The sequence below is a fragment of the Tepidimonas fonticaldi genome, assembly GCF_007556755.1.
Lineage (GTDB): Bacteria > Pseudomonadota > Gammaproteobacteria > Burkholderiales > Burkholderiaceae_C > Tepidimonas > Tepidimonas fonticaldi.
Window position 1 is genome coordinate 142,673 of the sequence record NZ_VJOO01000001.1, and the last position, 22,249, is coordinate 164,921.

The 22,249-nt window shown below is 69.1% G+C and carries 19 protein-coding genes; 5 read left to right on the forward strand and 14 right to left on the reverse strand.

Going from position 1 to position 22,249, the window contains the following annotated elements:
* Positions 1-17: 17 nt before the first annotated feature.
* From Tfont_RS00640 to scpA, 5 genes are read right to left on the reverse strand one after another with little or no spacing between them, the layout of a single operon-like run.
* On the reverse strand, positions 18-1,550 hold the full coding sequence (locus Tfont_RS00640; protein WP_068609704.1) for an acyl-CoA carboxylase subunit beta: 1,533 nt from the start codon (positions 1,548-1,550) through the stop codon (positions 18-20).
* Between the two features lie 2 nt (positions 1,551-1,552).
* Positions 1,553-2,626, reverse strand: a complete 1,074-nt coding sequence (gene meaB / locus Tfont_RS00645; protein WP_143968063.1) for a methylmalonyl Co-A mutase-associated GTPase MeaB — start codon at positions 2,624-2,626, stop codon at positions 1,553-1,555.
* Complete coding sequence (gene vapC / locus Tfont_RS00650; RefSeq protein WP_221934252.1) at positions 2,623-3,027, reverse strand: type II toxin-antitoxin system tRNA(fMet)-specific endonuclease VapC; 405 nt, start codon at positions 3,025-3,027, stop codon at positions 2,623-2,625. Before vapC ends, meaB begins: the two co-directional genes overlap by 4 nt.
* Entirely contained in the window at positions 3,027-3,293 is a 267-nt protein-coding gene (locus tag Tfont_RS00655) for an antitoxin (protein ID WP_143968064.1), read from the reverse strand. Before Tfont_RS00655 ends, vapC begins: the two co-directional genes overlap by 1 nt.
* A gap of 56 nt (positions 3,294-3,349) precedes the next feature.
* Positions 3,350-5,500 carry a methylmalonyl-CoA mutase gene (gene scpA, locus Tfont_RS00660; RefSeq protein ID WP_143968065.1) on the reverse strand — a complete coding sequence of 717 codons (2,151 nt, stop codon included), beginning with the start codon at positions 5,498-5,500 and terminating at the stop codon, positions 3,350-3,352.
* A gap of 165 nt (positions 5,501-5,665) precedes the next feature.
* On the opposite strand from scpA, the gene Tfont_RS00665 reads away from it, so the two are divergent.
* Entirely contained in the window at positions 5,666-6,313 is a 648-nt protein-coding gene (locus Tfont_RS00665; protein ID WP_068609714.1) for a GntR family transcriptional regulator, read from the forward strand.
* A 24-nt stretch (positions 6,314-6,337) separates the two neighbouring features.
* On the opposite strand, the gene dusA is transcribed toward Tfont_RS00665, so the two are convergent.
* The 4 genes from dusA to phaC all read right to left on the reverse strand — a co-directional run bounded on the left by dusA (position 6,338) and on the right by phaC (position 11,252).
* Positions 6,338-7,351, reverse strand: a complete 1,014-nt coding sequence (dusA, locus tag Tfont_RS00670) for a tRNA dihydrouridine(20/20a) synthase DusA (protein ID WP_068609715.1) — start codon at positions 7,349-7,351, stop codon at positions 6,338-6,340.
* Positions 7,352-7,434: 83 nt separating this feature from the next.
* Entirely contained in the window at positions 7,435-8,175 is a 741-nt protein-coding gene (phbB, locus tag Tfont_RS00675) for an acetoacetyl-CoA reductase (RefSeq protein WP_068609717.1), read from the reverse strand.
* A gap of 60 nt (positions 8,176-8,235) precedes the next feature.
* Positions 8,236-9,414, reverse strand: a complete 1,179-nt coding sequence (locus Tfont_RS00680; protein ID WP_143968066.1) for an acetyl-CoA C-acetyltransferase — start codon at positions 9,412-9,414, stop codon at positions 8,236-8,238.
* A gap of 5 nt (positions 9,415-9,419) precedes the next feature.
* Positions 9,420-11,252, reverse strand: coding sequence for a class I poly(R)-hydroxyalkanoic acid synthase (phaC, locus tag Tfont_RS00685; protein ID WP_143968067.1), 1,833 nt, complete (start codon positions 11,250-11,252; stop codon positions 9,420-9,422).
* A 220-nt stretch (positions 11,253-11,472) separates the two neighbouring features.
* On the opposite strand from phaC, the gene Tfont_RS00690 reads away from it, so the two are divergent.
* The gene (locus tag Tfont_RS00690; protein WP_143968068.1) at positions 11,473-11,757 is read left to right on the forward strand and encodes a hypothetical protein; all 285 of its coding nucleotides are present in this window, start codon (positions 11,473-11,475) and stop codon (positions 11,755-11,757) included.
* Here the strand turns inward: Tfont_RS00690 and pgeF are convergent.
* Positions 11,677-12,504 (reverse strand): peptidoglycan editing factor PgeF, encoded by an 828-nt coding sequence (gene pgeF / locus Tfont_RS00695; RefSeq protein ID WP_260682214.1) that lies wholly within the window; start codon positions 12,502-12,504, stop codon positions 11,677-11,679. The genes Tfont_RS00690 and pgeF overlap by 81 nt on opposite strands.
* Positions 12,494-13,168, reverse strand: coding sequence for a maleylacetoacetate isomerase (gene maiA / locus Tfont_RS00700; protein WP_068609723.1), 675 nt, complete (start codon positions 13,166-13,168; stop codon positions 12,494-12,496). Before maiA ends, pgeF begins: the two co-directional genes overlap by 11 nt.
* Positions 13,169-13,365: 197 nt before the next feature.
* Between maiA and Tfont_RS00705 the strand changes: the two genes are divergently transcribed.
* Both Tfont_RS00705 and Tfont_RS00710 read left to right on the forward strand, forming a co-directional pair.
* Positions 13,366-14,409, forward strand: a complete 1,044-nt coding sequence (locus Tfont_RS00705) for a TRAP transporter substrate-binding protein (RefSeq protein ID WP_143968146.1) — start codon at positions 13,366-13,368, stop codon at positions 14,407-14,409.
* A gap of 54 nt (positions 14,410-14,463) precedes the next feature.
* Positions 14,464-15,018: an NUDIX hydrolase gene (locus Tfont_RS00710; protein WP_068609727.1), complete on the forward strand. Its 555-nt coding sequence runs from the start codon at positions 14,464-14,466 to the stop codon at positions 15,016-15,018.
* A gap of 34 nt (positions 15,019-15,052) precedes the next feature.
* Here the strand turns inward: Tfont_RS00710 and Tfont_RS00715 are convergent, their stop codons facing one another.
* A complete protein-coding gene (locus Tfont_RS00715) occupies positions 15,053-17,134 on the reverse strand; it encodes a putative bifunctional diguanylate cyclase/phosphodiesterase (protein ID WP_185974441.1) in 2,082 nt (693 codons plus the stop codon).
* A 155-nt stretch (positions 17,135-17,289) separates the two neighbouring features.
* Between Tfont_RS00715 and Tfont_RS00720 the strand changes: the two genes are divergently transcribed.
* Positions 17,290-17,634 (forward strand): Hpt domain-containing protein, encoded by a 345-nt coding sequence (locus Tfont_RS00720; protein WP_143968070.1) that lies wholly within the window; start codon positions 17,290-17,292, stop codon positions 17,632-17,634.
* Between the two features lie 18 nt (positions 17,635-17,652).
* On the opposite strand, the gene Tfont_RS00725 is transcribed toward Tfont_RS00720, so the two are convergent.
* On the reverse strand, positions 17,653-18,714 hold the full coding sequence (locus Tfont_RS00725) for a cell division protein FtsZ (RefSeq protein ID WP_313906455.1): 1,062 nt from the start codon (positions 18,712-18,714) through the stop codon (positions 17,653-17,655).
* A complete protein-coding gene (gene smc / locus Tfont_RS00730) occupies positions 18,711-22,244 on the reverse strand; it encodes a chromosome segregation protein SMC (protein ID WP_143968071.1) in 3,534 nt (1,177 codons plus the stop codon). The genes Tfont_RS00725 and smc overlap by 4 nt, the downstream gene beginning before the upstream one ends.
* Positions 22,245-22,249: the final 5 nt, after the last annotated feature.

Consider the following 22,249-nt stretch of genomic DNA (forward strand, 5'->3'; position numbering starts at 1 on the left):
TGTGTGCTTCCCTGCCCTCACAGCGGGATGTTGCCGTGCTTGCGCCACGGGTTGTCCAGCTTCTTGTCCTTGAGCATGACGAGGCTGCGGCAGATGCGCTTGCGCGTCTCGTGCGGCAGGATGACGTCGTCGATGTAGCCGCGCTCGGCGGCGACGAACGGGTTGGCAAAGCGCCGCTTGTACTCCGCCTCGCGCTCGGCCAGCTTGGCCGGGTCCTTCTTGTCCTCGCGGAAGATGATTTCCACCGCGCCCTTGGCGCCCATGACGGCGATCTCGGCGTTGGGCCACGCCAGGTTCACGTCGCCGCGCAGGTGCTTGGAGGCCATCACGTCATACGCACCGCCGTAGGCCTTGCGCGTGATGACGGTGATTTTGGGCACCGTGGCCTCGGCGTAGGCGTAGAGCAGCTTGGCGCCGTGCTTGATGATGCCGCCGTACTCCTGCGCCGTGCCGGGCATGAAGCCGGGCACATCGACAAAGGTGATGACCGGGATGTGGAAGGCGTCGCAAAAGCGCACGAAGCGCGCGGCCTTGATGCTGCTCTTGATGTCCAGACAGCCGGCCAGCACCAGCGGCTGGTTGGCGACGATGCCCACCGTCTGCCCGTCCATGCGCGCGAAGCCGACGATGATGTTCTTGGCGTAGTCGGGCTGGATCTCGAAGAAGTCGCCGTCATCGACGGTCTTGAGGATCAGCTCCTTCATGTCGTAGGGCTTGTTGGGGTTGTCCGGCACCAGGGTGTCCAGACTCAGCTCCGCGCGGTCGATCGGGTCGCCGCTTTGGCGCACGGGGGCCTTCTCGCGGTTGGACAGCGGCAGGTAGTTGAACAGCCGCCGCACCATCAGCAGCGCCTCGACGTCGTTGTCGAAAGCGCGGTCGGCCACGCCGCTTTTGGTGGTGTGGGTCAGCGCCCCGCCCAGCTCCTCGGCGGTCACCTCCTCGTGCGTCACGGTCTTGACCACCTCGGGGCCGGTGACGAACATGTAGGAGGTGTCCTGCACCATGAAGATGAAGTCCGTCATCGCCGGCGAATAGACCGCCCCGCCCGCGCACGGCCCCATGATGACGCTGATCTGCGGAATGACGCCGGAGGCCAGCACGTTGCGCTGGAACACCTCGGCATAGCCGCCGAGCGACGCCACGCCTTCCTGGATGCGCGCACCGCCCGAGTCGTTGAGGCCGATGACCGGGGCGCCGACCTTCATCGCCTGGTCCATGATCTTGCAGATCTTCTCGGCATGCGCCTCGGACAGCGCGCCGCCGAAGACGGTGAAATCCTGGCTGAAGACAAACACCAGCCGGCCATTGATCATGCCGTAGCCCGTGACGACGCCGTCGCCAGGCACCTTCTGCTCCGCCATGCCGAAGTCCGTGCAGCGGTGCTCGACGAACATGTCCCACTCTTCGAAGGTGCCTTCGTCGAGCAGGACTTCGATGCGCTCGCGCGCGGTCAGCTTGCCCTTGGCGTGCTGGGCGTCGATGCGCTTGACCCCACCGCCCAGGCGGGCGGCGGCGCGCTTGCGCTCGAGCTGTTCGAGAATTTCTTGCATGGTCACAGGCTCCTGTCGTTCAGGGAAGGTGAAGGGGTCGCGTCGCCGCCCATCGGCGGGGCGTGGAAAAAGGCAGACAGCAAGGAGCGCGCGGCGGCGGAGGCCACCATGCGCCCGGCCAGCACGGCTTCGGTGAGCTGGGGCAGGCGCTCGCGCACGGCGGCATGGTGGGCAAACGCCTCGCGCAGGCCGCTGTCGATGCGCTCCCACATCCAGGCGCGGGCCTGCCGTTGGCGGCGGGCGGCCAGCCGCCCGTTGGCCTGCTGCAGACGCCGGAAATCGCTGACCGCCTGCCAGAAGGCATCCACCCCGCGGCCCTGCAGGGCGCTGAGCTGAATGACGCGCGGGTGCCACAGCGTCTCGTCGTGGTGGGCCGTCTCCGGCCGTCCATGCAGGCCCAGCAGGCGCAGCGCCGACGTGATCTGGGCCTGGGCGCGCGTGGCAGCGTCGGGGTCGAGGTCGGCCTTGTTGATGACGACCAGATCCGCCAGCTCCATGATGCCCTTCTTGATCGCCTGCAGGTCGTCGCCCGCATTGGGCAGTTGCAGCACGCAGAACATGTCGGTCATGTCGGCCACCGCCGTCTCGCTCTGGCCGACGCCGACCGTCTCGACGATCACGATGTCGTAGCCCGCCGCCTCGCAGACCAGCATCGCCTCGCGCGTCTTGGCCGCCACACCGCCCAGGTTGCCCCCGCTGGGGCTGGGCCGGATGTAGGCATGCTCGTGCACGGAGAGATGCTCCATGCGCGTCTTGTCCCCGAGGATGGAGCCGCCCGAGACGCTGCTGCTCGGATCCACCGCCAGCACGGCGACGCGGTGCCCCTGCCCAATCAGGTACAGCCCCAGCGCCTCGATGAAGGTGCTTTTGCCCACGCCGGGCACACCGCTGATGCCCAGACGAAACGCCTGCCCCGTGTGCGGCAGCAAGGCGTTGAGCAGGGCGTCGGCCTCGCGCCGGTGGTCAGGCCGTGTGGATTCCAGCAGCGTGATCGCCTTGGCCATCGCCCGCCGCTGTTGGGGGGGCGTGCCGTGCAGCACGTCGGCCAGAAGGCGGGATGCTTGCAGCGCACTCATGCCGCCCAGTTCTCCAGCTTCAGGCCGTCGATGCGCTCAAACTCCCGGGTGTTGTTGGTCACCAGCACCGCATCCAAGGCCAGAGCCTGGGAGGCGATCAGCAAATCCATCTGCCCGATCGGCTGCCCCTTCTGGCGCAGCGCATGGCAGTGCTTGGCGTAGTGCCACATGGCTTGGTGGGTCCAGGGAAGAACGGCAATCTCGCGCAAAAACTGCTCCAATCGCTGGCGGTTGCGGGCCTGGTGCGTACTTTTCTCCACGCCGTAGGCCAATTCAGCCACTACCAGCGACGGCAGGGCTACGCGCTGTCGGCCCGCGGCGATCAAACGCTGCAAGACGCTGGGCACGCCCCGCTGCAGGTAGATCACCATGTTGGTGTCCAGCAGGTAGAGCACGGCCATCAGTCCAGGCTTTCCACATCATCCACCGCGGGCGAGCGATCGCGTTCGATCTCCTCGGGGAAGCCTTCGAACCCACTGAGGATGGCGTGCAGGCGTGCCACCCACGCGGCATCGTCCTCCGCCTTGGGCCGCAGCACCACGGCATCGCCCACGCGCTCGATGGTGACCTCCTTGGTCTGAAAACGAAACGCTTTGGGCAGTCGAACGGCCTGGCTGCGCCCTGACATGAACACCTTGGCCACTTCGGGCGGCGATGAAACGGTCATGGGATCCCCTTGCGGCACACAAGATATATCGACAATATATATCCCTTGCTTCGCCGTCAAGCCACCGCCCTCTTGATGTGCTCCAGCACATCCTTGGCGCTGGCCGGGATGGGAGTGCCGGGGCCGTAGATGCCCTTGACGCCGGCGGCGTAGAGGAATTCGTAGTCCTGCCGTGGGATGACGCCGCCGACGAAGACGATGATGTCGTCGGCGCCCTGGTCTTTCAGCGCCTGGATGATGGCGGGCACCAGCGTCTTGTGGCCCGCCGCCAGCGTCGAGATGCCGACCGCATGCACGTCATTTTCGATCGCCTGGCGCGCGCACTCCTCCGGGGTCTGGAACAGCGGGCCGATGTCCACGTCGAAGCCCAGGTCGGCGTAGGCGGTGGCCACCACCTTGGCGCCGCGGTCGTGGCCGTCCTGGCCCAGCTTGGCGATCATCACGCGCGGGCGGCGGCCGTGCTGTTCGGCAAAGGCGGCGATTTCCTGCTGGAGCTTTTCCCACCCTTCGGCGGAGTCGTAGGCAGCGGCATACACCCCGGTCACCTTTTGTGTGTCGGCGCGGTGGCGCCCGAAGACTTTTTCCAGCGCGTCGGACACCTCGCCGACTGTGGCCCGCAGGCGGATGGCCTCGACGCTGAGCGCGAGCAGGTTGCCTTGGCCCGTGCGCGCGCACTCGGTCAGCGCGTCCAGCGCGCGCTGCACGGCGGCGCCGTCGCGCGTGGCGCGGATGCGCTGCAGCCGCGCAATCTGCGCCTCGCGCACTTTCAGGTTGTCCACCTCCAGGATTTCGACCGGATCCTCTTTGGCCAGCCTGTACTTGTTGACGCCGACGATGACGTCCTTGCCGCTGTCGATGCGCGCCTGCTTCTCGGCCGCGCTGGCCTCGATCTTGAGCTTGGCCCAGCCGCTGGAGACGGCCTGCGTCATGCCGCCCATGGCATCGACTTCTTCGATGATGGCCCAGGCCTTGTCCGCCATGTCCTGGGTGAGTTTTTCCATCATGTACGAGCCGGCCCAGGGGTCGATCACGCTGGTGATGTGCGTCTCCTCCTGCAGGATCAGCTGCGTGTTGCGCGCGATGCGGGCCGAGAACTCGGTCGGCAGCGCGATCGCTTCGTCGAAGCTGTTGGTGTGAAGAGACTGCGTACCGCCGAACACCGCCGCCATGGCCTCGATGGTGGTGCGCACGATGTTGTTGTAGGGGTCCTGCTCGGTCAGCGACCAGCCGCTGGTCTGGCAGTGGGTGCGCAGCATCAGGCTCTTGGGGTTTTTCGCGCCGAATCCCTTCATGATGCGGCACCACAGCAGCCGCGCGGCGCGCATCTTGGCGATCTCGAGGTAGAAGTTCATCCCGATCGCCCAGAAGAAGGAGAGCCGCCCGGCGAACTCGTCGACGTCCAGCCCCTTGGCCAGCGCGGTCTTGACGTACTCCTTGCCGTCGGCCAGCGTGAAGGCCAGCTCCAGCGCCTGGTTGGCACCGGCCTCCTGCATGTGGTAGCCGGAGATGCTGATCGAGTTGAACTTCGGCATGTGCCGCGCCGTGTACTCGATGATGTCGCCGATGATGCGCATCGACGGCTCCGGCGGGTAGATGTAGGTGTTGCGGACCATGAACTCCTTGAGGATGTCGTTCTGGATGGTCCCCGAGAGCTGGTCCTGCGCCACCCCTTGTTCCTCGGCCGCGACGATGTAGCCCGCCAGCACCGGCAGCACCGCGCCGTTCATCGTCATCGAGACGCTCACCTTGTCGAGCGGGATGCCATCGAACAGGATCTTCATGTCCTCCACGCTGTCGATGGCCACGCCCGCCTTGCCGACGTCACCGACCACGCGCGGGTTGTCGCTGTCGTAGCCGCGGTGGGTAGCCAGGTCGAAGGCGACGCTGACCCCCTGCCCGCCGGCGGCCAGCGCCTTGCGGTAGAAGGCGTTGGACTCCTCGGCGGTAGAGAAGCCTGCGTATTGCCGAATGGTCCAGGGGCGCACCGCATACATGGTTGCCTGCGGCCCGCGGATGAACGGCTCGAAGCCCGGCAGCGTGTCGGTGTACGGCAGGTCCCGGATGTCGGCCGCGGTGTAGAGCGGCTTGACGGTGATGCCCTCCGGCGTGACCCAATGGAGCTGCTCGAGCGAGCCGCCCTTGAGGGATTTGCGGGCGGCGGCCTCCCAGTCGGCCAGTGTGGCGGTGCGGAATTCGGTGTTGGACATGGAACCCCCGAGGTCGGCAGGTGGATGACGGTCGGTGCGGTGCGGGCCACGCGATGCGCGATCCCGCGCGAACGGATGCGATGATGGCGCAAACGCCGGACAACGCCTAGTGTAACGCATTCATAATTATTGATGCAGAATCTTTCTGGCGCTATCATCGTGCCCATGACTGCCGTTCCCCTGCTGTCGCGCGCGCTGTACGAGGAAGTGGCCGAGCTGCTGCGCCAACGCATCTTCAGCCGCGAACTGCCCCCCGGCGCCTGGATCGACGAACTCAAAATCGCCGAGGAGCTGGGCATCAGCCGCACGCCCTTGCGCGAGGCGATCAAGGTGTTGGCGGCCGAGGGGCTGGTGACGATGAAGGTGCGCCGCGGCGCCTACGTCACCGAGGTGTCGCAACAGGACCTGCGCGAGGTGTACGAACTGCTGGCGCTGCTGGAGGCGGATGCCGCCGAATCGGCCTGCTGGCGCGCCACCGACGACGATCTGGCCGCGCTGGAGCGGATGCACGCCGATCTGGAAGCCGCGGCCGACCCCGAGACGGGGTCACGGGAGCGGTTTTTCGAGCTCAACGAGGCGTTTCACCTGCGCCTGCTCGATCTGGGGCAGAACCGCTGGCGCAAGCAACTCGTCAACGACCTGCGCAAGGTCATGAAGCTCAACCGCCACGGCTCGCTGTTCAAACAGGGGCGCATCGCCGAGTCGCTGGCCGAGCACCGCGCCATCCTGGACGCCTTGCGCCGGCGGGATGCCGCCGGGGCCGCGCAAGCGGTGCGGGTGCACTTTGCCAACGGCTTGCAGGCAGCGGTGTGACCGTGGGCGCGCGCCGAGCGCGCCTCACGCGGCGCTGGACGCGGGGGCGCGCAGCGCCGCCCGGGCGAGTTCGGCCACCTCGTGCGGCGGCCGGCGTTTGAGCCGGTGATCGCTCCAGACCTGTCGCCATCGGCGCGCACCGGGCTGACCGTGGCGCAACCCCAGCATGTGGCGCGCGATGGCATACCAGCCGCCGGGCAACGACGGCCCTTCGCGCGCCATGTAGTCCACCATGCGCGCTTCCACCGCGTCGCGGTCGGGCACGGCGTGTGGCGCGCCAAAGTACGCCGCGTCCCACGAGGCCAGCCACCACGGGTTGTGGTAGGCCTCCCGGCCCACCATCACTCCATCGACCTGGGCCAGGTGCTCCGCCACCTGGGCGTCGGTGGTGATGCCGCCGTTGATGGCGATCGTCAACTGCGGAAAATCGCGCTTGAGCCGATGCACCACGGCGTAGCGCAGCGGCGGGACGGTGCGGTTTTCGGCGGGGCTCAGGCCATCCAGCCAGGCATTGCGCGCGTGCACGATGAAGACCGCGCAGCCGGCCTCGGCCACGGTGCCGACGAAGTCGCGCACGAACGCATAGTCCTCCACCCGGTCGATGCCGATGCGGTGCTTGACCGTCACCGGCACGCGCACGGCGTCGCGCATCGCGCGCACGCAGTCGGCCACCAGCCGCGGATGCTCCATCAAACAGGCGCCGAAGGCGCCGCGCTGCACGCGCGGGCTGGGGCAGCCGCAGTTGAGGTTGATCTCGTCGTAGCCCCAGGCCTCGCCCATGCGGGCCGCCACGGCCAGCTCGCGCGGGACATTGCCGCCCAGTTGCAGCGCCACCGGGTGCTCTTCCGCGCCAAAGCGCAGATGGCGCGCGACATCGCCGTGCAACAACGCGCCGGTGGTGACCATCTCGGTATACAGGCGCGCGTGGCGGGTGAGCTGGCGGTGAAACCAGCGGCAATGGCGATCGGTCCACTCCATCATCGGCGCCACGCTCAGGCGCCAGGGGTTGTGGCCGGGGTTGGGCTGCGATTCACTCATGGGGCCGCGATTATCCCCGACGCCACGAAAAACGCCCGCCAAAAGGCGGGCGCTGGGACGTTGTGCGACGGAGGTCGAATCCGTCAACCCATGTGCAGGCCGCCGTTGCACGAGAAGTCGGCCCCGGTGGTGAAGCCCGCATCGTCACCGGCCAGCCACGCGACGATGGAGGCGATTTCGCGCGGCTCGCCCAGGCGCTTGACGGGGATGGTGGCGATGATTTTTTCCAGCACGTCCGGGCGGATGGCCTTGACCATGTCCGTGGCGATGTAACCCGGGCTGACCGTGTTGACGGTGACCCCCTTGGAGGCCAGCTCCTGCGCCAGGGCCATGGTGAAGCCGTGCATGCCGGCCTTGGCAGCGGAATAGTTGGTCTGGCCGGCCTGCCCTTTCTCGCCGTTGACCGACGAGATCTGGATGATGCGGCCCCAACCCCGCTCGACCATGTCCGGCACGACCTGCTTGGTGACGTTGAACATGGAGGTCAGGTTGGTGTTGATGACGGCGTCCCAGTCCTCCTTGGTCATCTTGAGGAACAGGCGGTCGCGCGTGATGCCGGCGTTGTTGACCAGCACGTCGATCGGGCCGTGCTCGGCCTTGGCCTTGGTGAAGGCCTGGACCGTGGAATCCCAGTCACCCACGTTGCCCACGCTGGCATAAAAGGTGTAGCCGAGCGCCTTTTGCTCGTCCAGCCACTTTTGATAGTCGCGCGTGGGGCCGCAGCCGGCGATGACTTTGAAACCCGCATTGGCCAGTGCCTGGCAGATGGCGGTGCCGATGCCGCCCATGCCGCCGGTGACGTATGCGACGCGTTGTTGACTCATGAAACTGCTCCTCTGTGTGTTGGACGTGGGTGGTGGGGCAAAAACCAGGGGGTGGCAGGCTCAGCGCTCGACGCAGAGCGAGACGCCCATGCCGCCGCCGATGCACAGCGCGGCCAGGCCCTTGCGGGCGTCGCGGCGCTGCATCTCGTGCAGCAGCGTGACCAGCACGCGGCAGCCGGAGGCGCCGATCGGGTGGCCCAGCGCGATGGCGCCTCCGTTGACGTTGACCTTGGCCGGGTCGGCGCCCAGCGCCTGGTTGACCGCGCAGGCCTGGGCGGCGAACGCCTCGTTCAGCTCGAACAGGTCGACGTCGGCCACCGACCAGCCGGCGCGCGCCAGCGCCTTCTGCGACGCCGGCACCGGACCCATGCCCATCGTGGCCGGATCCAGCCCGCTGGTGCCGAAGCTGGCGATGCGCGCCAGGGGTTTGAGGCCCAGCTGCGCGGCCTTGCTCGCTTTCATGACCATCACGGCGGCCGCGCCGTCGTTGATGCCGCTGGCGTTGCCGGCGGTGACGCTGCCGGTCTTGTCGAACGCGGGCTTGAGGCCCGCCAGCGCCTCGGCGCTGGTCTTGCGGTTGAGGTACTCGTCGGTGTCGAAGACGATCGGGTCGCCCTTGCGCTGCGGGATCATGACCGGCACGATCTCGTCCTTGAACTTGCCGGCGTCCTGCGCGGCGGCGGCGCGGCGCTGGCTCTCCAGCGCGAGGGCATCCTGCATCTCGCGCGTGATGCCGTGGGCCTTGGCGACGTTCTCGGCCGTGATGCCCATGTGGTACTGGTGGTAGACGTCCCACAGGCCGTCGACGATCATCGAGTCGATCATCTTCCAGTCGCCCATGCGCTGGCCCTCGCGGCTGCCCATCAGCACGTGCGGGGCCAGCGACATGTTCTCTTGCCCGCCGGCGATGACGATGTCGCTGTCGCCCCAGGCGATGGCCTGCGCGGCCAGCATCACGGCCTTGAGGCCCGAGCCGCACACGGCGTTGATGGTCAGCGCCGGCGTCTCCTTCGGCACGCCGGCCTTCATGGCCGCCTGGCGCGCCGGGTTCTGGCCGCAGCCGGCCGCCAGCACCTGGCCCATGATGACCTCGCCGACCTGCTCGGCCGGCACGCCGGTGCGCTCCAGCAGGGCGCGGATCACGGTAGCGCCAAGGTCCATCGCGGGGGTCTTGGCGAGCGTGCCGCCGAACTTGCCGATGGCGGTGCGCACGGCACCGACGATGACGATGTCGTCCATGGGATTCATCCTTTCGCTGCGGAGGTGGTGGGGGTGAGCGGCGCGGTGACGAGCGTGGCCAGGGCCTCGTCGGCCTTGACGCGCACGTAGCGGCCGGGGGCCGGCTCGATCGGGCGGTGGCGGCGATTGCCGTAGCTGCGTGGGGCCGGGATCTGGCGGCCGCCGTGCGCCGCGATCCACGGCGCCCAGTCGGTCCACCAGCTGCCCTTGTGCTCGGTGGCGGCGGCGATCCAGTCGTCCACCGATTCGGGGAAATGCCCCTCGGGCCCGGTCCAGAAGCTGCGCTTGCCCTTGGCGGCGGGGTTGATGACGCCGGCGATGTGGCCCGAGGCGCCCATCACGAAGCGCATCGGCCCGCCGAGGTGGCGCGTGGTGGCGTAGGCGCCGCCGATCGGCACGATGTGGTCCTCGCGCGAACCGTAGACATAGGCCGGGATGTCGATCGCCCCCAGGTCCACCGGTGCGCCGCAGACGGTCAGCTTGCCGGGCTGGCAGAGTTCGTTCTGCAGGTAGGTGTGGCGCAGGTACCACGCGTACCACTTGCCGGGCAGGTTGGTGCTGTCGCTGTTCCAGTACAGCAGGTCGAACGGCGGCGGCGTCTCGCCCTTGAGGTAGTTGCCGACGACGTAGTTCCAGACCAGGTCGTTCGGGCGCAGGAAGCTGAAGGTGGTGGCCAGATCGCGCCCGGGCAGCAGGCCGCCGTGCGCGTACTGCAGCTCGCGCAGCGCGACGAAGGCCTCGTCGATGAAGACGTCCAGCACCCCGGTGTCGGTGAAGTCCAGCAGCGTGGTCAGGAAGGTGGCGCTTTCGACCTTGCGCTCGCCGCGCGCGGCCAGCACCGCCAGCGCCGTGCCCAGCATCGTGCCGCCGACGCAGAAGCCCAACGCGTTGATGGTGTCGGCCTTGCCGATCTCGCGCACGACGTCGATGGCGCGGATGACGGCGTCCTCGATATAGTCGTCCCAGGTGGCCTGCGCCAGCGACGCGTCGGGGTTGCGCCAGCTGATGACGAAGGTGCGGTGCCCCTGCTCGACCGCGTAGCGCAGGAAGGAGTTGTCCGGCTGCAGGTCGAGGATGTAGTACTTGTTGATGCACGGCGGCACGACCAGGAACGGCCGCTCGTACACGCGCGCGGTCAGCGGCTTGTACTCGATCAGCTGAAAGTACTCGTTCTCGAACACCACCTGCCCCTCGGTGGTGGCGACGTTGCGGCCGACCTCGAAGGCGTTGTGGTCCGTCATGGAAACGAACCCCTGCTTCATGTCGTTGAGCAGGTTTTGCACGCCCTTGGCGATGCTCTCGCCCTGCGTCTCCAGGGCTTTTTGCTGCGCCTCGGCGTTGAAGGCGAGGAAGTTGCTTGGCGCGGTGGCATCGATCCACTGCTGCACCGCAAAGCGGATGCGGGCCTTGGTTTTGGCGTCGGCCTGCACGGCCTCGGCCATGCGCATGAGCGTGCGGGCGTTGAGCAGGTACAACGCCGCGCTGTAGGCCGCGACAGGATTGCGCGCCCAGGCGTCGGCCGCAAAGCGCCGATCCTCCCGCGGCGGCTGGATCTGCAGCCCCTGCTGCCAGAGTTCGCCGGCCTCGCGCAGGTAGTCCCGCTGGATCTCGGCCCACGCGCCAGGGTCCAGTTGCACCGCCGAGCCGCCCAGGCGGCGCAACAGGTCCGACAGACCGCCGACCTGGCCCCAGCCCGGCCCGGCAGCCCCCGCAGCGGCCGCAAAGGCCGGTTGCCCGGCCCCTTGCAGAGCCGTCTGCACCGCCTGCGTCCATTGCTGGAAGGCCTGCTGCGACCATTCGGTCCAGGACGGTTGACCGTCGGTGCGGGATTGCGTCATTCGCGTGTCTCCTGTCGGTATTACGCCGTCATCGTAACGCGCTCGGCCGTCGTTTCGATGACAATCGGGGCGTGGTCGCGTCCGGGTTTACCCGGGGAACGCTGCGCCGCGTGCCGCGGGGATGGGACCAGTGTCGCAGGAACGCCTTCCATGACGCTGACACCGCGCGGTTCACTCCTCTCCCGATCGGGCATCCGGCACCTATTCGAGTCCAGCGCCGATGTATCTCGTCCTCCTTGCCTGGGGTTATGTGGTCGTGATGATGTCGATCGCCGAGGCCTTGAGTCCGCAGGGCACCGTGTTGGGCGCGTTTTTCACCCTGCTGCTGTACGGCGTGGGCCCAATGGCACTGGCCGTCTATCTGATGGGCACGCCCCTGCGGCGCAAAGCGCGGCGGCGGCAGGAGGCCGCCACGGCGCCGGGTTCAGACGCGCCAGATGGCCGCACCGAGCCGCCCGCTGTGGCCCAGGAGCCGCGCATCTCGCCGGTGCGAGAAGAACCGTGAGGGGTTGCCGACCGTGCACCAGGGGGCGGACCCGTCGTTGCCCGTGACGGGGCCAAAGCCCAGCCGCGCCAGCCGGCGCCGCGCCAGCCCAGGCAGATCGGCCAGCCACCGGTCGGCGTTGTGCGGCGAGGGCCGAAACGCCTCGGCATCGCTGGGGCACGCTGCCACGAAGGCTTCCCGCACCTCGCCCCCCACCTCGAAGGCCTGCGGGCCGATCGCCGCACCGATCCACACCCGGATCGCGCACCGGCGCTCCGGGGCTTGGGCAGCGGGCCAATGGGCGCACAGGGCTTCGAGCACGCCGTTCCCGTCGTACCCCGCCAGCCCGCGCCAGCCCGCGTGGACCGCGGCGACCGACTGCCCATCCGGGGCGGCCAGCAAGATGGGCAGGCAGTCGGCCACCAACACGGTGCAGGCCACCCCGCGCGCGTCGGTCCAGCAGGCGTCGGCCTCGGTGCCGTCCGGCGTCGTCGCGTCGAGCCGCACCACCCCCGTGCCGTGGACCTGCCGCAAAAAGACCGGTCGCGCGCCCAGGGCCTGTGCCCACCGCGCGCGGTTGCGGGCCACGGCATCGGGCGCATCCCCCACGTGGTCGCCCAGATTCAGCGACGCCCATGGCCCCACCGACACGCCGCCGGCACGGGTGCTCATCCAACCGAGCGCGCCGGGGCCCACGTCGGCCCTCAGGCCGATCAATCCCCCACGAACCGCCTCGGTGGGCCGGATGGAGCCGGCATCATTCGGCATCGGGGCAGCGCGACGGGTGCGCGCGTTGGAAGGCCTCGAGTTGCATGCACCGCTCGAACACCGCTAGCGTCAGCGGAATGCCCTCGTACTCTAAGCCGAAACGCCGCCCGTTGACGATCTGCGGCACCAGGCAACAGTCGGCCAGCGTGGGCGTGTCGCCATAGGAGTACACCGAGGGCGGCAGGCCCAGGCGGGCCCGCTCCTGCGCCAGATCCTGCAGACGGCGTTCGTAGGCGCGCAGGCCCTCCATCACCCAGTGGTTGTACCAGTCGGTGCGCTGCTGCTCCGACAGGCCCAGCGGCCCAGCCAGGTATTTGAGGATGCGCAGGTTGTTGATCGGGTGGATTTCGCAGGCCACGGTCTGGGCCAGCGCCCGCACCCGCGCGCGGCCGAGCGGATCGCGCGGCAGCAGCGGCGGCTCCGGGTGGGTTTCGTCCAGGTATTCGATGATGGCCATCGATTGGCTCAAGCGCGCGTGGTCGGGGTCGCCCTCGACGTCGAGCACCGGAACGAGCGAATCGGGGCTGAGGGCGCGGTAGGCGGCACCGTGCTGCTCCCCCTTGGCCAGATGCACGGGGATGTACTCGTAGTCGAGGCCTTTGAGGTGGAGGGCGATGCGCACCCGAAACGAGGTGCCGGAGCGGAAGTAGTTGTACAGCTTCATGAATCCAACGGCGGAGGACGACGACAGCCCCGCAGTCTAGCCGCTGCGTCGCCACCCGGGCAAACCCCGATGAACCGCCCCCGGGCAATCGCCCCCAAGCGCTTACACTGCGAAGCGTGCAAGCGCCGCCGAAACGCCCGTCCGTGCGGCAGGCGCGACGCTTCGATCACTTTCGTCGTTGCCTGGAGTTCGATGCCATGATCCACCGCCGCACCGTGCTGAAGTCGGGCGCCGCCGTCGCGCTGGGCGCCCCCGGCCTGATCGGTTTTGCGCAGCAGAGCGTGACGCTCAAGTTCCACACCTTCATGTCGCCCACCTCCAACGTGTGGCTGAACATGCACAAGGCGTGGATGGACAAGGTGGAGAAGGAATCGGGCGGGCGCATCAAGTTCGAGGGCTACCCCGCGATGCAGTTGGGCGGCTCGCCGGTCCAGCTGTATGACCAAGCCAAGGACGGTGTGGTCGATATCGTCTGGACGCTGCCGGGCAACACCCCGGGGCGCTTCCCGCGCACCGAGGTGTTCGAGCTGCCGTTCATGATGACGAATGCCGAGGCCACCTCCAAAGCCTTCTGGGAGTTCATCCAGACCAAAGGCGCCGACGAGTACCGCGACATCCACCCGATCGCGCTGCAGGTCCACGGCCCGGGCATGTTCCATGTCAAGACGCGTCTGATCACGCAACCGGACGACTTGCGCGGCCTCAAGATGCGCGGCCCGACGCGCCAGATCACGAAGATGCTGGGCTACCTGGGCGCGACCCCGGTCGGCATGCCGCTGCCGCAAATCCCCGATGCGCTGTCCAAGGGCGTCATCGACGGCTGCGTCATCCCCTGGGAGGTGGTGCCCTCGGTCAAGGTGCACGAGCTGGTGAGCAACCACAGCGAATTCGACCCCAAGGGCGGCGCGCTGTACACGACCACCTTCGTCATGGGCATGAACAAGGCGCGCTATGCCTCGCTGCCGCCCGACCTCAAGAAGGTGATCGACGCCAACTCGGGCATCGAGACGTCCGCCTTCCTGGGGCGCACCCAGCAGGCGGGCGATGCGCCGGCACGCAAGCAGGCCGTGGACCGCGGCAACAAAATCCACACCATCGCGCTGGCCGAGGCGCAGGAGTTCCGCCGCAAAGCGCGCCAGGTGGAGGCCGAATGGGTGCAGGACATGGACAAGCGCGGTCTCAACGGCCGCGACTTGCTGGACACCGCCCGCAAGCTGATCGAGAAGCACACCAAGGCGTAAGCCCGCCCTGCCCCGCCCCGGCACCGTGGGTGGGGCGGCACTACACTTGGGCGCATGTTTCGCAGTCCCATCCGGTTTTGTTGCGCCTGTGCCGCTGCGGTGGAGCACCGCATTCCCGACGACGGGGACACCCGGGTGCGGGCGGTGTGCCCCGCGTGCGGCACCATCCACTACGAAAACCCGCTCAACGTCGTCGGGACGGTCCCTTACTGGGGGCAGGACGGCGCCCAGGTGCTGCTGTGCCGGCGCGCCATCGAGCCGCGCCGGGGCAAATGGACGCTGCCCGCCGGCTTCATGGAGCTGGGGGAGACGACCGAGCAGGGCGCCCTGCGCGAGACGGTGGAAGAAGCCGGTGCGCAGATCGCGCTGGAGGGCTTGTTCACGCTGCTCAACGTCGCGCGCGTGGGCCAGGTGCACATCTACTACCGGGCGCGCCTGTTGAGCGATCGCTTCGATCCAGGGCACGAGACGCTGGAAGCACGCCTGTTCCACGAGCACGAGGTTCCGTGGGAGGAGCTCGCCTTTCGCACGGTCCACGAGACGCTGCGCCGCTACTTCGACGACCGCCGCCAGGGGCGCTTCGGGGTGCACACCGGCGACATCGCCTGAAGGACGGGCATCGGCGCGGGCATCACCCGCGCGGTCAGACCTCGCGGCGGTAGCTGCGCGCCAGCGCTTCGAGCTGGTCCGGCGGCATCGGGCGGCCGATCAGGTAGCCCTGCACCTGGGTGACGCCAATGGCCTCCAGAAAGTCGCACTGGCGCTGAGTCTCCACGCCTTCCGCGATGATCTCCACGCCCAAGGACTGCCCGAGGGCGACCACTGCCCGCACGATGGCGCGGTCGGCGCGTCCGCGTGTGATGTGGGTGACGAAAGCGCGGTCGATCTTGATCGCATCGATGGGGAACTGCAGGGCATAGGCCAGCGACGAATGGCCGACCCCGAAGTCGTCGATGGCCACCATGACGCCCGCATCGCGGCAGCGCTGCAACAGGCGGATCGAATGATCGACGTCCTGCATGGTGAGGCTTTCGGTGATTTCCAGCTCGATGCACCCGGGCGACACACCGGACGATTGCAGCGCGGACTGGATGTGTTCCATCAGCGACGGGGCCAAAAACTGCCGCGGCGACAGGTTGATGCCCACCCGCAGGGGCAGTCCGGCGCGCTCCCAGGCGGCGGCCTGTTGCGCGGCACTGGCCAGCACCCACGCCCCGACATCGATGATCGCGCCGGATTCTTCCAACAGCGGGACGAACTCCGCTGGCGACACCTCGCCCCATTCCGTGCTGCGCCAGCGGATCAGGGCCTCGCAGCCGACGATGCGCCCGGTGGCGACATCCATCTGCGGCTGATAGGCCAGGTAGAACTCCTGCCGCTCCAGGGCGCGGTGCAGCGCCCGCTCGAACGCGAGTAGCCGCTGGCGGCGCTGTGACAGCGCGTCGTCGGCCTCGGCCCCCAGCTCGTCGCGCCCCTGGGCGCGGGCGCGGCGCTGGGCCTCTTGCGCCAGGGTCAGCAGCGGTTCCGCCTCGTGGCCGTGGGTGGGGCAAATGGCCCAGCCGGCGCTGAACGGCACCACCAGTTCCTGCTGCTCCAGATGCACCGGCTGGCGCAGGGCCTGCTGCACACGTCGAAAAACCGCCGAGGCGGCCGCGCCGTCCGTGGCCTGGATCGCGACCGCGAACTCGTCACCGCCGACGCGGGCCACTTCGACGACGGTTCCCCCGTCCTGATGGTGCTTTAGGCGCTGGCCCCACAGCGCCAGCAGGCGGTTGGCCCCGCCCTCCCCCAGGCTTTCGTTGAAGCGGGCGAAGCGGTGGATATCGATGGTACCAATGAGCAGGACACGGTCGTTTTCGGCACGCACCTTCTGGATGCGCTCGGCCGCGCGGCGCAGGAACAGCCGGCGGTTCGGCAAATCCGTGGTCTCGTCGTGCAGCGACAGATAGTCCACCAGCGCCTCGGTGCGGCGGATGCTCGTCAAATCCTGGAAGACGCCGAACACGCGGTCGGCGTCCTCGCCGTGCAGGCCCCGCTCGCCCACCACGCGCAAAATGCGGTCCGACGATTGCAGGTGGATGCGAAACTCCAGATCCAGGCGCGCCCCGACGTCGCGCGCGCGCTCCATGGCATGGTGCAGCCGCTGCCGGTCGTCCGGGTGGACACGGGCCAAAAACTCCTCGCGCGGCACGCTGTCTTGGGCGCGAATGCCCGCCAGCGGCTCGAACTCCTCGCTCCAGCTCAAGCGGTCGCTGGACAGCAGCCACTCCCAATACCCCAGTCCCGCGATGCGGCGCACCGACAGCTCGCGCAGCCGCGCACGCCGCACTTCGCGCGTCAGGTTGCCGGCGCGCAGGGCGTAGCGCACGCGCTCGCGCAGCAGCGGCCAGCTGATGGGTTTGGTGATGAAGTCCGTCGCCCCGGCCTCGAAGGCGGTCTCGATCGACGCGATGTCGTCGGCGGCCGTCAGCATGACGATGGGCAGCGCGTCGTCGGCCAGCAGCAGCCGGATTTGCGCGCACGCCGCATGGCCGTCCAGCCCCGGCATCATGACGTCCATCAGAATCAGATCGGGCTGCTCGGTCTGCACGGCGGCGATCGCCTCGTGTCCGTCGCCCGCCTCCAGGATGCGATAGCGCTCGCGCGCCAGCACGGCACGCACCATGGCCCGGGTGGCGCGATCGTCATCGACGACCAGCACGGTCGCGGCAGGTGCGTCGGGCATGGGGGCCGTCGGTCGGCTGGATGTGACCGGAGGGAGGTCCAAGGTGTTCATCCAAGGTGTTCATCGTCAGCAAGGGCGCCCGCACGGGCAGGCAGGCCCACCCCGTACAATAGCATCGACCGCGGGCTCCCTGTCGGGTGACGCCGGTTTTTTCCATGACCTCCCCGCTGATCAACTCCGCCAACCTCGACGAGCTGCTGTCCCTGCTGGGGGAGGAGTTTCGCGACATCGCCCGGCTGTTCGTCGATCAGCTCGAGGGCGAGCTGGCGGGCCTGCGCGCGGCGCGGGCCGCGCAGGATTGGCCGGGGCTGTACCGCCGCGCGCATGCGCTCAAGGGCAGCAGCGGCAACATGGGCGCCACGGCGCTGTCCGAGTCGGCCGCGCGCCTGGAGCGGGCCGCGCGCGAGGGCGACCTGGAGGGCATCGAGCGCGAGATGGCCGCCATCGAGCACCTGGCACCGCAGACCGTGCAGGCGCTGCAGGCCGGCCGCTACGTGTGACGGGCCCGCACCCGACTTTCAGCTGAACAGGCGGCGGGCGTCGGGCGACCCGGCCGGAAACGCCCGCTCCTCCAGGGCCTCGTAGAGCAGCTCCAGCTCACCGCCGATGCGGTCCAGCGCCTCGGCGTCCAGCAATTGCCCCGCCTCATCCGTCACCCAGCCGTCCATCGCGGCGGCCAGCGCCGTGGACAGTTCGCGCAAGCGCTGGTACGGGCGCTCCTCGCGCGGCACATGGGTGGCTTCGAGGGTCAAGCGGACCTCGCGCAGCACGGCAAGCTCGGGGTCGTCGGCCAGCGCGGCCTGGGTTTCGAACCGCAGCACCAGCAGCGGCGCCCCTCCGGGCTGCGTGGCCGGCAACACCATGCGCCCCGGCAGCGCCCCGGGCACGAAGCCCAGGCGCCCGGCATGCTGGGCCACGTAACCGGGGCTCCAGGCGGCGCGCTGTGCCCGCAGGGTGAAGGTGAGCTGGGCGTCGTGGGCGGCGGCAAACTGGTCCAGCTCGCGCGCTTGGTGCACGACGGCCATCATGTCCGGAAAATCCGCCACGCCCAACAGATGTTCGGCCCAGGCTTCGAGCTTTTGGACGAATTCGGAATATTCGATTTCGTTGAGCGGACCGGCCCGGTTGGTCAGCTGCAGCCCGGCGCGCAGGGCGCGGTAGCGCTGACCTGGGCGCGGCGGCTCCCAGGCGTCGTCGGCGGCAGCATCCTCCGGCAGGCCTTCGATGAAAAAGGGCTTGCTGCCGATGCGCCGCGTGCCCGGCAGGGACTGCAGCACGGCGTCACCCGAAACGGGTTTTTCCAATTGCAGCGGCACGATCACGTCCAGCCGCGGCGACAGCCCCCCCAGCCCCGTGGCGGGCGGGGCGGCCGCGCGGTCGGGGCTGACGGTAGTGGCATCGGCGCCCAGGGTGGGTTCGAGCCGCTCGGCACTGGGCGGCGCCCCGTCCGCATCGGCCGCGGCAGCCGGGGCGCGGCGCGGCGCCAGCCGCCGCGTCTGCCACCGGTGGTAGGCCCAGACGCCCAGGAGCACGACCACGCCAACGGCGATCAGGCCGATTTGCAAGGGACTCAGCGTCATGGTGTCGGGTTCTCCATCATGGACACGGCGCCGGCGATGTCGACGGCGACGATGCGCGAGACGCCCTGCTCCTGCATGGTCACGCCCACGAGTTGCTGGGCCATTTCCATGGCGATGCGGTTGTGGCTGATGAACAGGAACTGGGTCTCGCGGCTCATTTGGGTCACCAGGCGCGCGTAGCGTTCCGTGTTGGCGTCGTCCAGTGGCGCATCCACCTCGTCGAGCAGGCAGAACGGCGCCGGGTTGAGCTGGAAGATCGCAAACACCAGAGCGATGGCGGTGAGCGCCTTTTCGCCGCCGGACAGCAGGTGGATGGTCTGGTTTTTCTTGCCCGGGGGTTGGGCCATGACCTGCACCCCGGCGTCCAGAATCTCTTCGCCGGTCATGATCAGGCGCGCCTGCCCGCCGCCGAACAGCTCGGGGAACATGCGGCCGAAGTGGCCGTTGACGGTCTCGAAGGTGTGGGCGAGCAGCTCGCGCGTCTCGGCGTCGATCTTGCGGATGGCGTCCTCCAGCGTCTGGATGGCCTGCTGCAGATCCTGCGACTGGCTGGCCAGAAACTGCTGCCGCTCGCGCGCGGCGCTGAGTTCCTCCAGCGCCGCGAGGTTGACCGCCCCCAGGGCCGCGATCTCGCGCTGCAGGCGGTCGATCTCGCCCTGCAGGCCTTGCAGGCGCACGCCGTCGGCCTCGACCGACTGGCCGACCGCCTCCAGATCGACCCCCTCCTCCGCCAGCCATTGGCTGTATTGGTCCAGGGCCAGCTGCGCCGCCTGCTCCTTGAGTTGGAACTCGGTAATGCGCGCGCGCAGCGGATCGAGTTCGCGCTCGCCGCGCAGCCGGTGCTCGTCGGCCGCGCGCAGCCGCGCGGTCAGCTCGTCGTAGCGGCTGCGTTCGGCGGCCAGGGCCTCCTCGCGCCGCTGGCGCTCGGCCAGCGCGTCCTGTAGGCCGTTGCGCGCGGCGTCATCGGTCAAGCGCTGCAACTCGGTCTGCAGGTGGTCGTATTCGGCCGCCAGACGGGCCTGCTGCTCCTGCGCCGTGTGGGCCTGGCGCTGCAGTTCGGCGCGGCGCGCGGCCATGGAGCGCTGGGCAAACGCGGCTTCCTGCGCCTGGCGTTCGGCCGCGCGCACCTGCTCGCGCGCCGCGGCCACGTGGCGCTCGGCCTCCAGGGCGGCGTCTTCCAGGTGGGCCAGCTGCTCCTGGGTGTCGGCCAGTTGCAGGTCCAGCGCCTCGAAGCGCGCCTCGGCCTCCAGGCGCCGCGCCTCCAGCGCCTCGAGGTCGGCCTCCACCTCGGCCATGTCCTGGGCCAGCCGCTCCTGCCGCAGACGCGCCTGCTCGGCCGCCTGCTCGCCTTTGAGCAGCTCGACCTGGATGGCGTGGCGGCGCTGCTGCGCATCGGCCAGGTCGCGGCGGGCTTGCTGGACCTGCTGCGTGGTCTCGGCCAGTTGGGCCTCGGCGCGCTGCACGCGGGCGCGCGCCTCCTCGTGGATCAGGGTCTGGGCGCGCAGGGCGCGCTCAAGGTTATCGATCTCGTGGGCCCGCGCCAACAGGCCGGACTGCGGGTCGTCGGCGGCGTAGAAGGCCACATCGTGTGCCCCGACGCTGTGGCCCTGCGGGGTGTAGATGCGCTGGCCCGGCTGCAGGCTGGCGCGCAGGCGCAGGGCGGTGTCCAGATCGGGCGCGGTCCAGTCGCCGTGTAACCATGCCGCCAGCACGGGGTGCAGGGTTGCGTCGTGCAGCCGCAGGCGCTCGATCAGGGGTGTGCAACCGGGCAGCGCCTCGGCCTGCGCGGCCGATGCCCCGCTCACCGCGGGGGTGAAGAAAGCCATCTTGGCCGGTGGGGCTTCGCGCTCCAGGGCGCGCACGGCGTCGAGCTGCTCCACCTGCAGGGCACGCAGGCGTTCGCGCAGCGCGGCCTCCAGGGCGGTCTCCCATCCGGGCTCGGTGTCCAGCCGGGTCCACAGGCCGGCCAGCCCGTCCAGGCCGTGGCGCTGCAGCCAGGGTTGCAGTCGCTCGTCGGTCTGCAGCTTGTCCTGCAGGGCGCGCAAAGCCTGCAGGCGGGCCTGCAGCTCGGCCGCGCGGCGCGCCTCGGCCTGCTCGGCCTGCTGGGCGTCGCGGCGCTCGGCCTCGGTGTGCGGCAAGGCGGCTTCGCCTGTCGCCAGGCGTTCCTCGGCGATGGCCAGGGCGGCCTCGGCCGCTTCCAGCTCGGCACGCCAATGGAGCAGGCGCTCGGCATCGGGCGGGGCGACAGCGGTACGCTCGCCGTGCAGCCGGTCCAGGCGCTGCCGCCATTGCCGGGCCTGCTCGTCCAGGGCGCGCTGCTCGGCCGCCAGCACGCCGATGGCCTGCTGCACCTCGTGCACGCGCTGGCGCTGCTGCGCCAGACGCGCTTGTGCTTGGCGTTGCGCGTCCTCCAGCGCGGGCAGGCGCTGCGTCTGTTCCTCCAGCCGCGCGGCCAACACCTCGGCCTGCTCGGCGGCGCCGGCCTCTTGCTCGTCCAGCGCCATCAGCGCGTCGGCGGCGGCCTCGGCGCGCGCGCGCCAGTCGGCGATCTGTTGGGTCAAGGCCGTCTGGCGCTGCTCGGCGCGCTGGCGCCCCTCGACGACGAAGCGGATTTCCGCCTCCAGCCGGGCCACCTCGGCCCCCGCCTCGTACAGACGGCCCTGGGCACGATTGACGGCTTCGCCCGCCTCGTAGTGGGCCTGGCGGATGGCCTCCAAGTCCGCCTCGGTGCGGCGCAGCTCGGCCATGCGCGCTTCCAGCGCATTGAGGGCCTGCAGCCCCTCCGCGCGCACCTGGGTGAGCTGGGCGTCGGCCTCGCGGCGCTTGAGCCACCAGAGCTGGTGCTGGCGGCGCGTGGCGGCGGACTGCAGTTCGTGGTAGCGCCGGGCGACGGCGGCCTGCTGCTCCAGCCGCTCCAGATTGGCGTTGAGTTCGCGCAGGATGTCCTCGACCCGGGTGAGGTTCTCGCGCGTGTCGGCCAGCCGGTTGGCGGTTTCGCGCCGGCGCTCCTTGTATTTGGACACGCCTGCGGCCTCTTCCAAAAACAGGCGCAGCTCTTCCGGGCGGCTTTCGATGATGCGGCTGATGGTGCCCTGCCCAATGATGGCGTAGGCGCGCGGCCCAAGGCCCGTGCCCAGGAAGACGTCCTGCACGTCGCGCCGGCGCACGGGCTGCTGGTTGATGTAGTAGCTGCTGGTGCCGTCGCGCGTCAGCACGCGCTTGACGGAAATCTCGGCATACTGGTTCCAGGGGCCGCCGGCGCGGCGCGCGCTGTTGTCGAACACCAGCTCGACGCTGGCCCGCTGGGCGGGCTTGCGCGTGGTGGTGCCGTTGAAGATGACGTCCTGCATGGACTCGCCGCGCAGCTCGCTGGCCTTGGACTCGCCCAGCACCCAGCGCACGGCGTCCATGATGTTGGATTTGCCGCAGCCGTTCGGGCCCACCACCCCGACCAGCTGCCCCGGGAGCTGGAAGGTGGTCGGCTCGGCAAACGACTTGAAGCCGGACAACTTGATGGTCTGCAGGCGCACGGGGC

What these genes read in the sequence shown, in the direction of transcription:
- dusA (WP_068609715.1), bottom strand. Translation starts at nt 7,351, where the DNA reads ATGAGTGAATCGCAGCCCAACCCCGGCCACAACCCCTGGCGCCTGAGC.
- phbB (WP_068609717.1), bottom strand. Translation starts at nt 8,175, where the DNA reads ATGAGTCAACAACGCGTCGCATACGTCACCGGCGGCATGGGCGGCATC.
- Tfont_RS00710 (WP_068609727.1), top strand. Translation starts at nt 14,464, where the DNA reads ATGTTTCGCAGTCCCATCCGGTTTTGTTGCGCCTGTGCCGCTGCGGTG.
- scpA (WP_143968065.1), bottom strand. Translation starts at nt 5,500, where the DNA reads ATGTCCAACACCGAATTCCGCACCGCCACACTGGCCGACTGGGAGGCC.
- pgeF (WP_260682214.1), bottom strand. Translation starts at nt 12,504, where the DNA reads ATGCCGAATGATGCCGGCTCCATCCGGCCCACCGAGGCGGTTCGTGGG.
- Tfont_RS00655 (WP_143968064.1), bottom strand. Translation starts at nt 3,293, where the DNA reads ATGACCGTTTCATCGCCGCCCGAAGTGGCCAAGGTGTTCATGTCAGGG.
- vapC (WP_221934252.1), bottom strand. Translation starts at nt 3,027, where the DNA reads ATGGCCGTGCTCTACCTGCTGGACACCAACATGGTGATCTACCTGCAG.
- Tfont_RS00680 (WP_143968066.1), bottom strand. Translation starts at nt 9,414, where the DNA reads ATGGACGACATCGTCATCGTCGGTGCCGTGCGCACCGCCATCGGCAAG.
- Tfont_RS00690 (WP_143968068.1), top strand. Translation starts at nt 11,473, where the DNA reads ATGTATCTCGTCCTCCTTGCCTGGGGTTATGTGGTCGTGATGATGTCG.
- Tfont_RS00705 (WP_143968146.1), top strand. Translation starts at nt 13,366, where the DNA reads ATGATCCACCGCCGCACCGTGCTGAAGTCGGGCGCCGCCGTCGCGCTG.
- Tfont_RS00725 (WP_313906455.1), bottom strand. Translation starts at nt 18,714, where the DNA reads ATGACGCTGAGTCCCTTGCAAATCGGCCTGATCGCCGTTGGCGTGGTC.
- Tfont_RS00665 (WP_068609714.1), top strand. Translation starts at nt 5,666, where the DNA reads ATGACTGCCGTTCCCCTGCTGTCGCGCGCGCTGTACGAGGAAGTGGCC.
- meaB (WP_143968063.1), bottom strand. Translation starts at nt 2,626, where the DNA reads ATGAGTGCGCTGCAAGCATCCCGCCTTCTGGCCGACGTGCTGCACGGC.
- Tfont_RS00640 (WP_068609704.1), bottom strand. Translation starts at nt 1,550, where the DNA reads ATGCAAGAAATTCTCGAACAGCTCGAGCGCAAGCGCGCCGCCGCCCGC.
- Tfont_RS00720 (WP_143968070.1), top strand. Translation starts at nt 17,290, where the DNA reads ATGACCTCCCCGCTGATCAACTCCGCCAACCTCGACGAGCTGCTGTCC.
- maiA (WP_068609723.1), bottom strand. Translation starts at nt 13,168, where the DNA reads ATGAAGCTGTACAACTACTTCCGCTCCGGCACCTCGTTTCGGGTGCGC.
- phaC (WP_143968067.1), bottom strand. Translation starts at nt 11,252, where the DNA reads ATGACGCAATCCCGCACCGACGGTCAACCGTCCTGGACCGAATGGTCG.
- Tfont_RS00715 (WP_185974441.1), bottom strand. Translation starts at nt 17,134, where the DNA reads ATGCCCGACGCACCTGCCGCGACCGTGCTGGTCGTCGATGACGATCGC.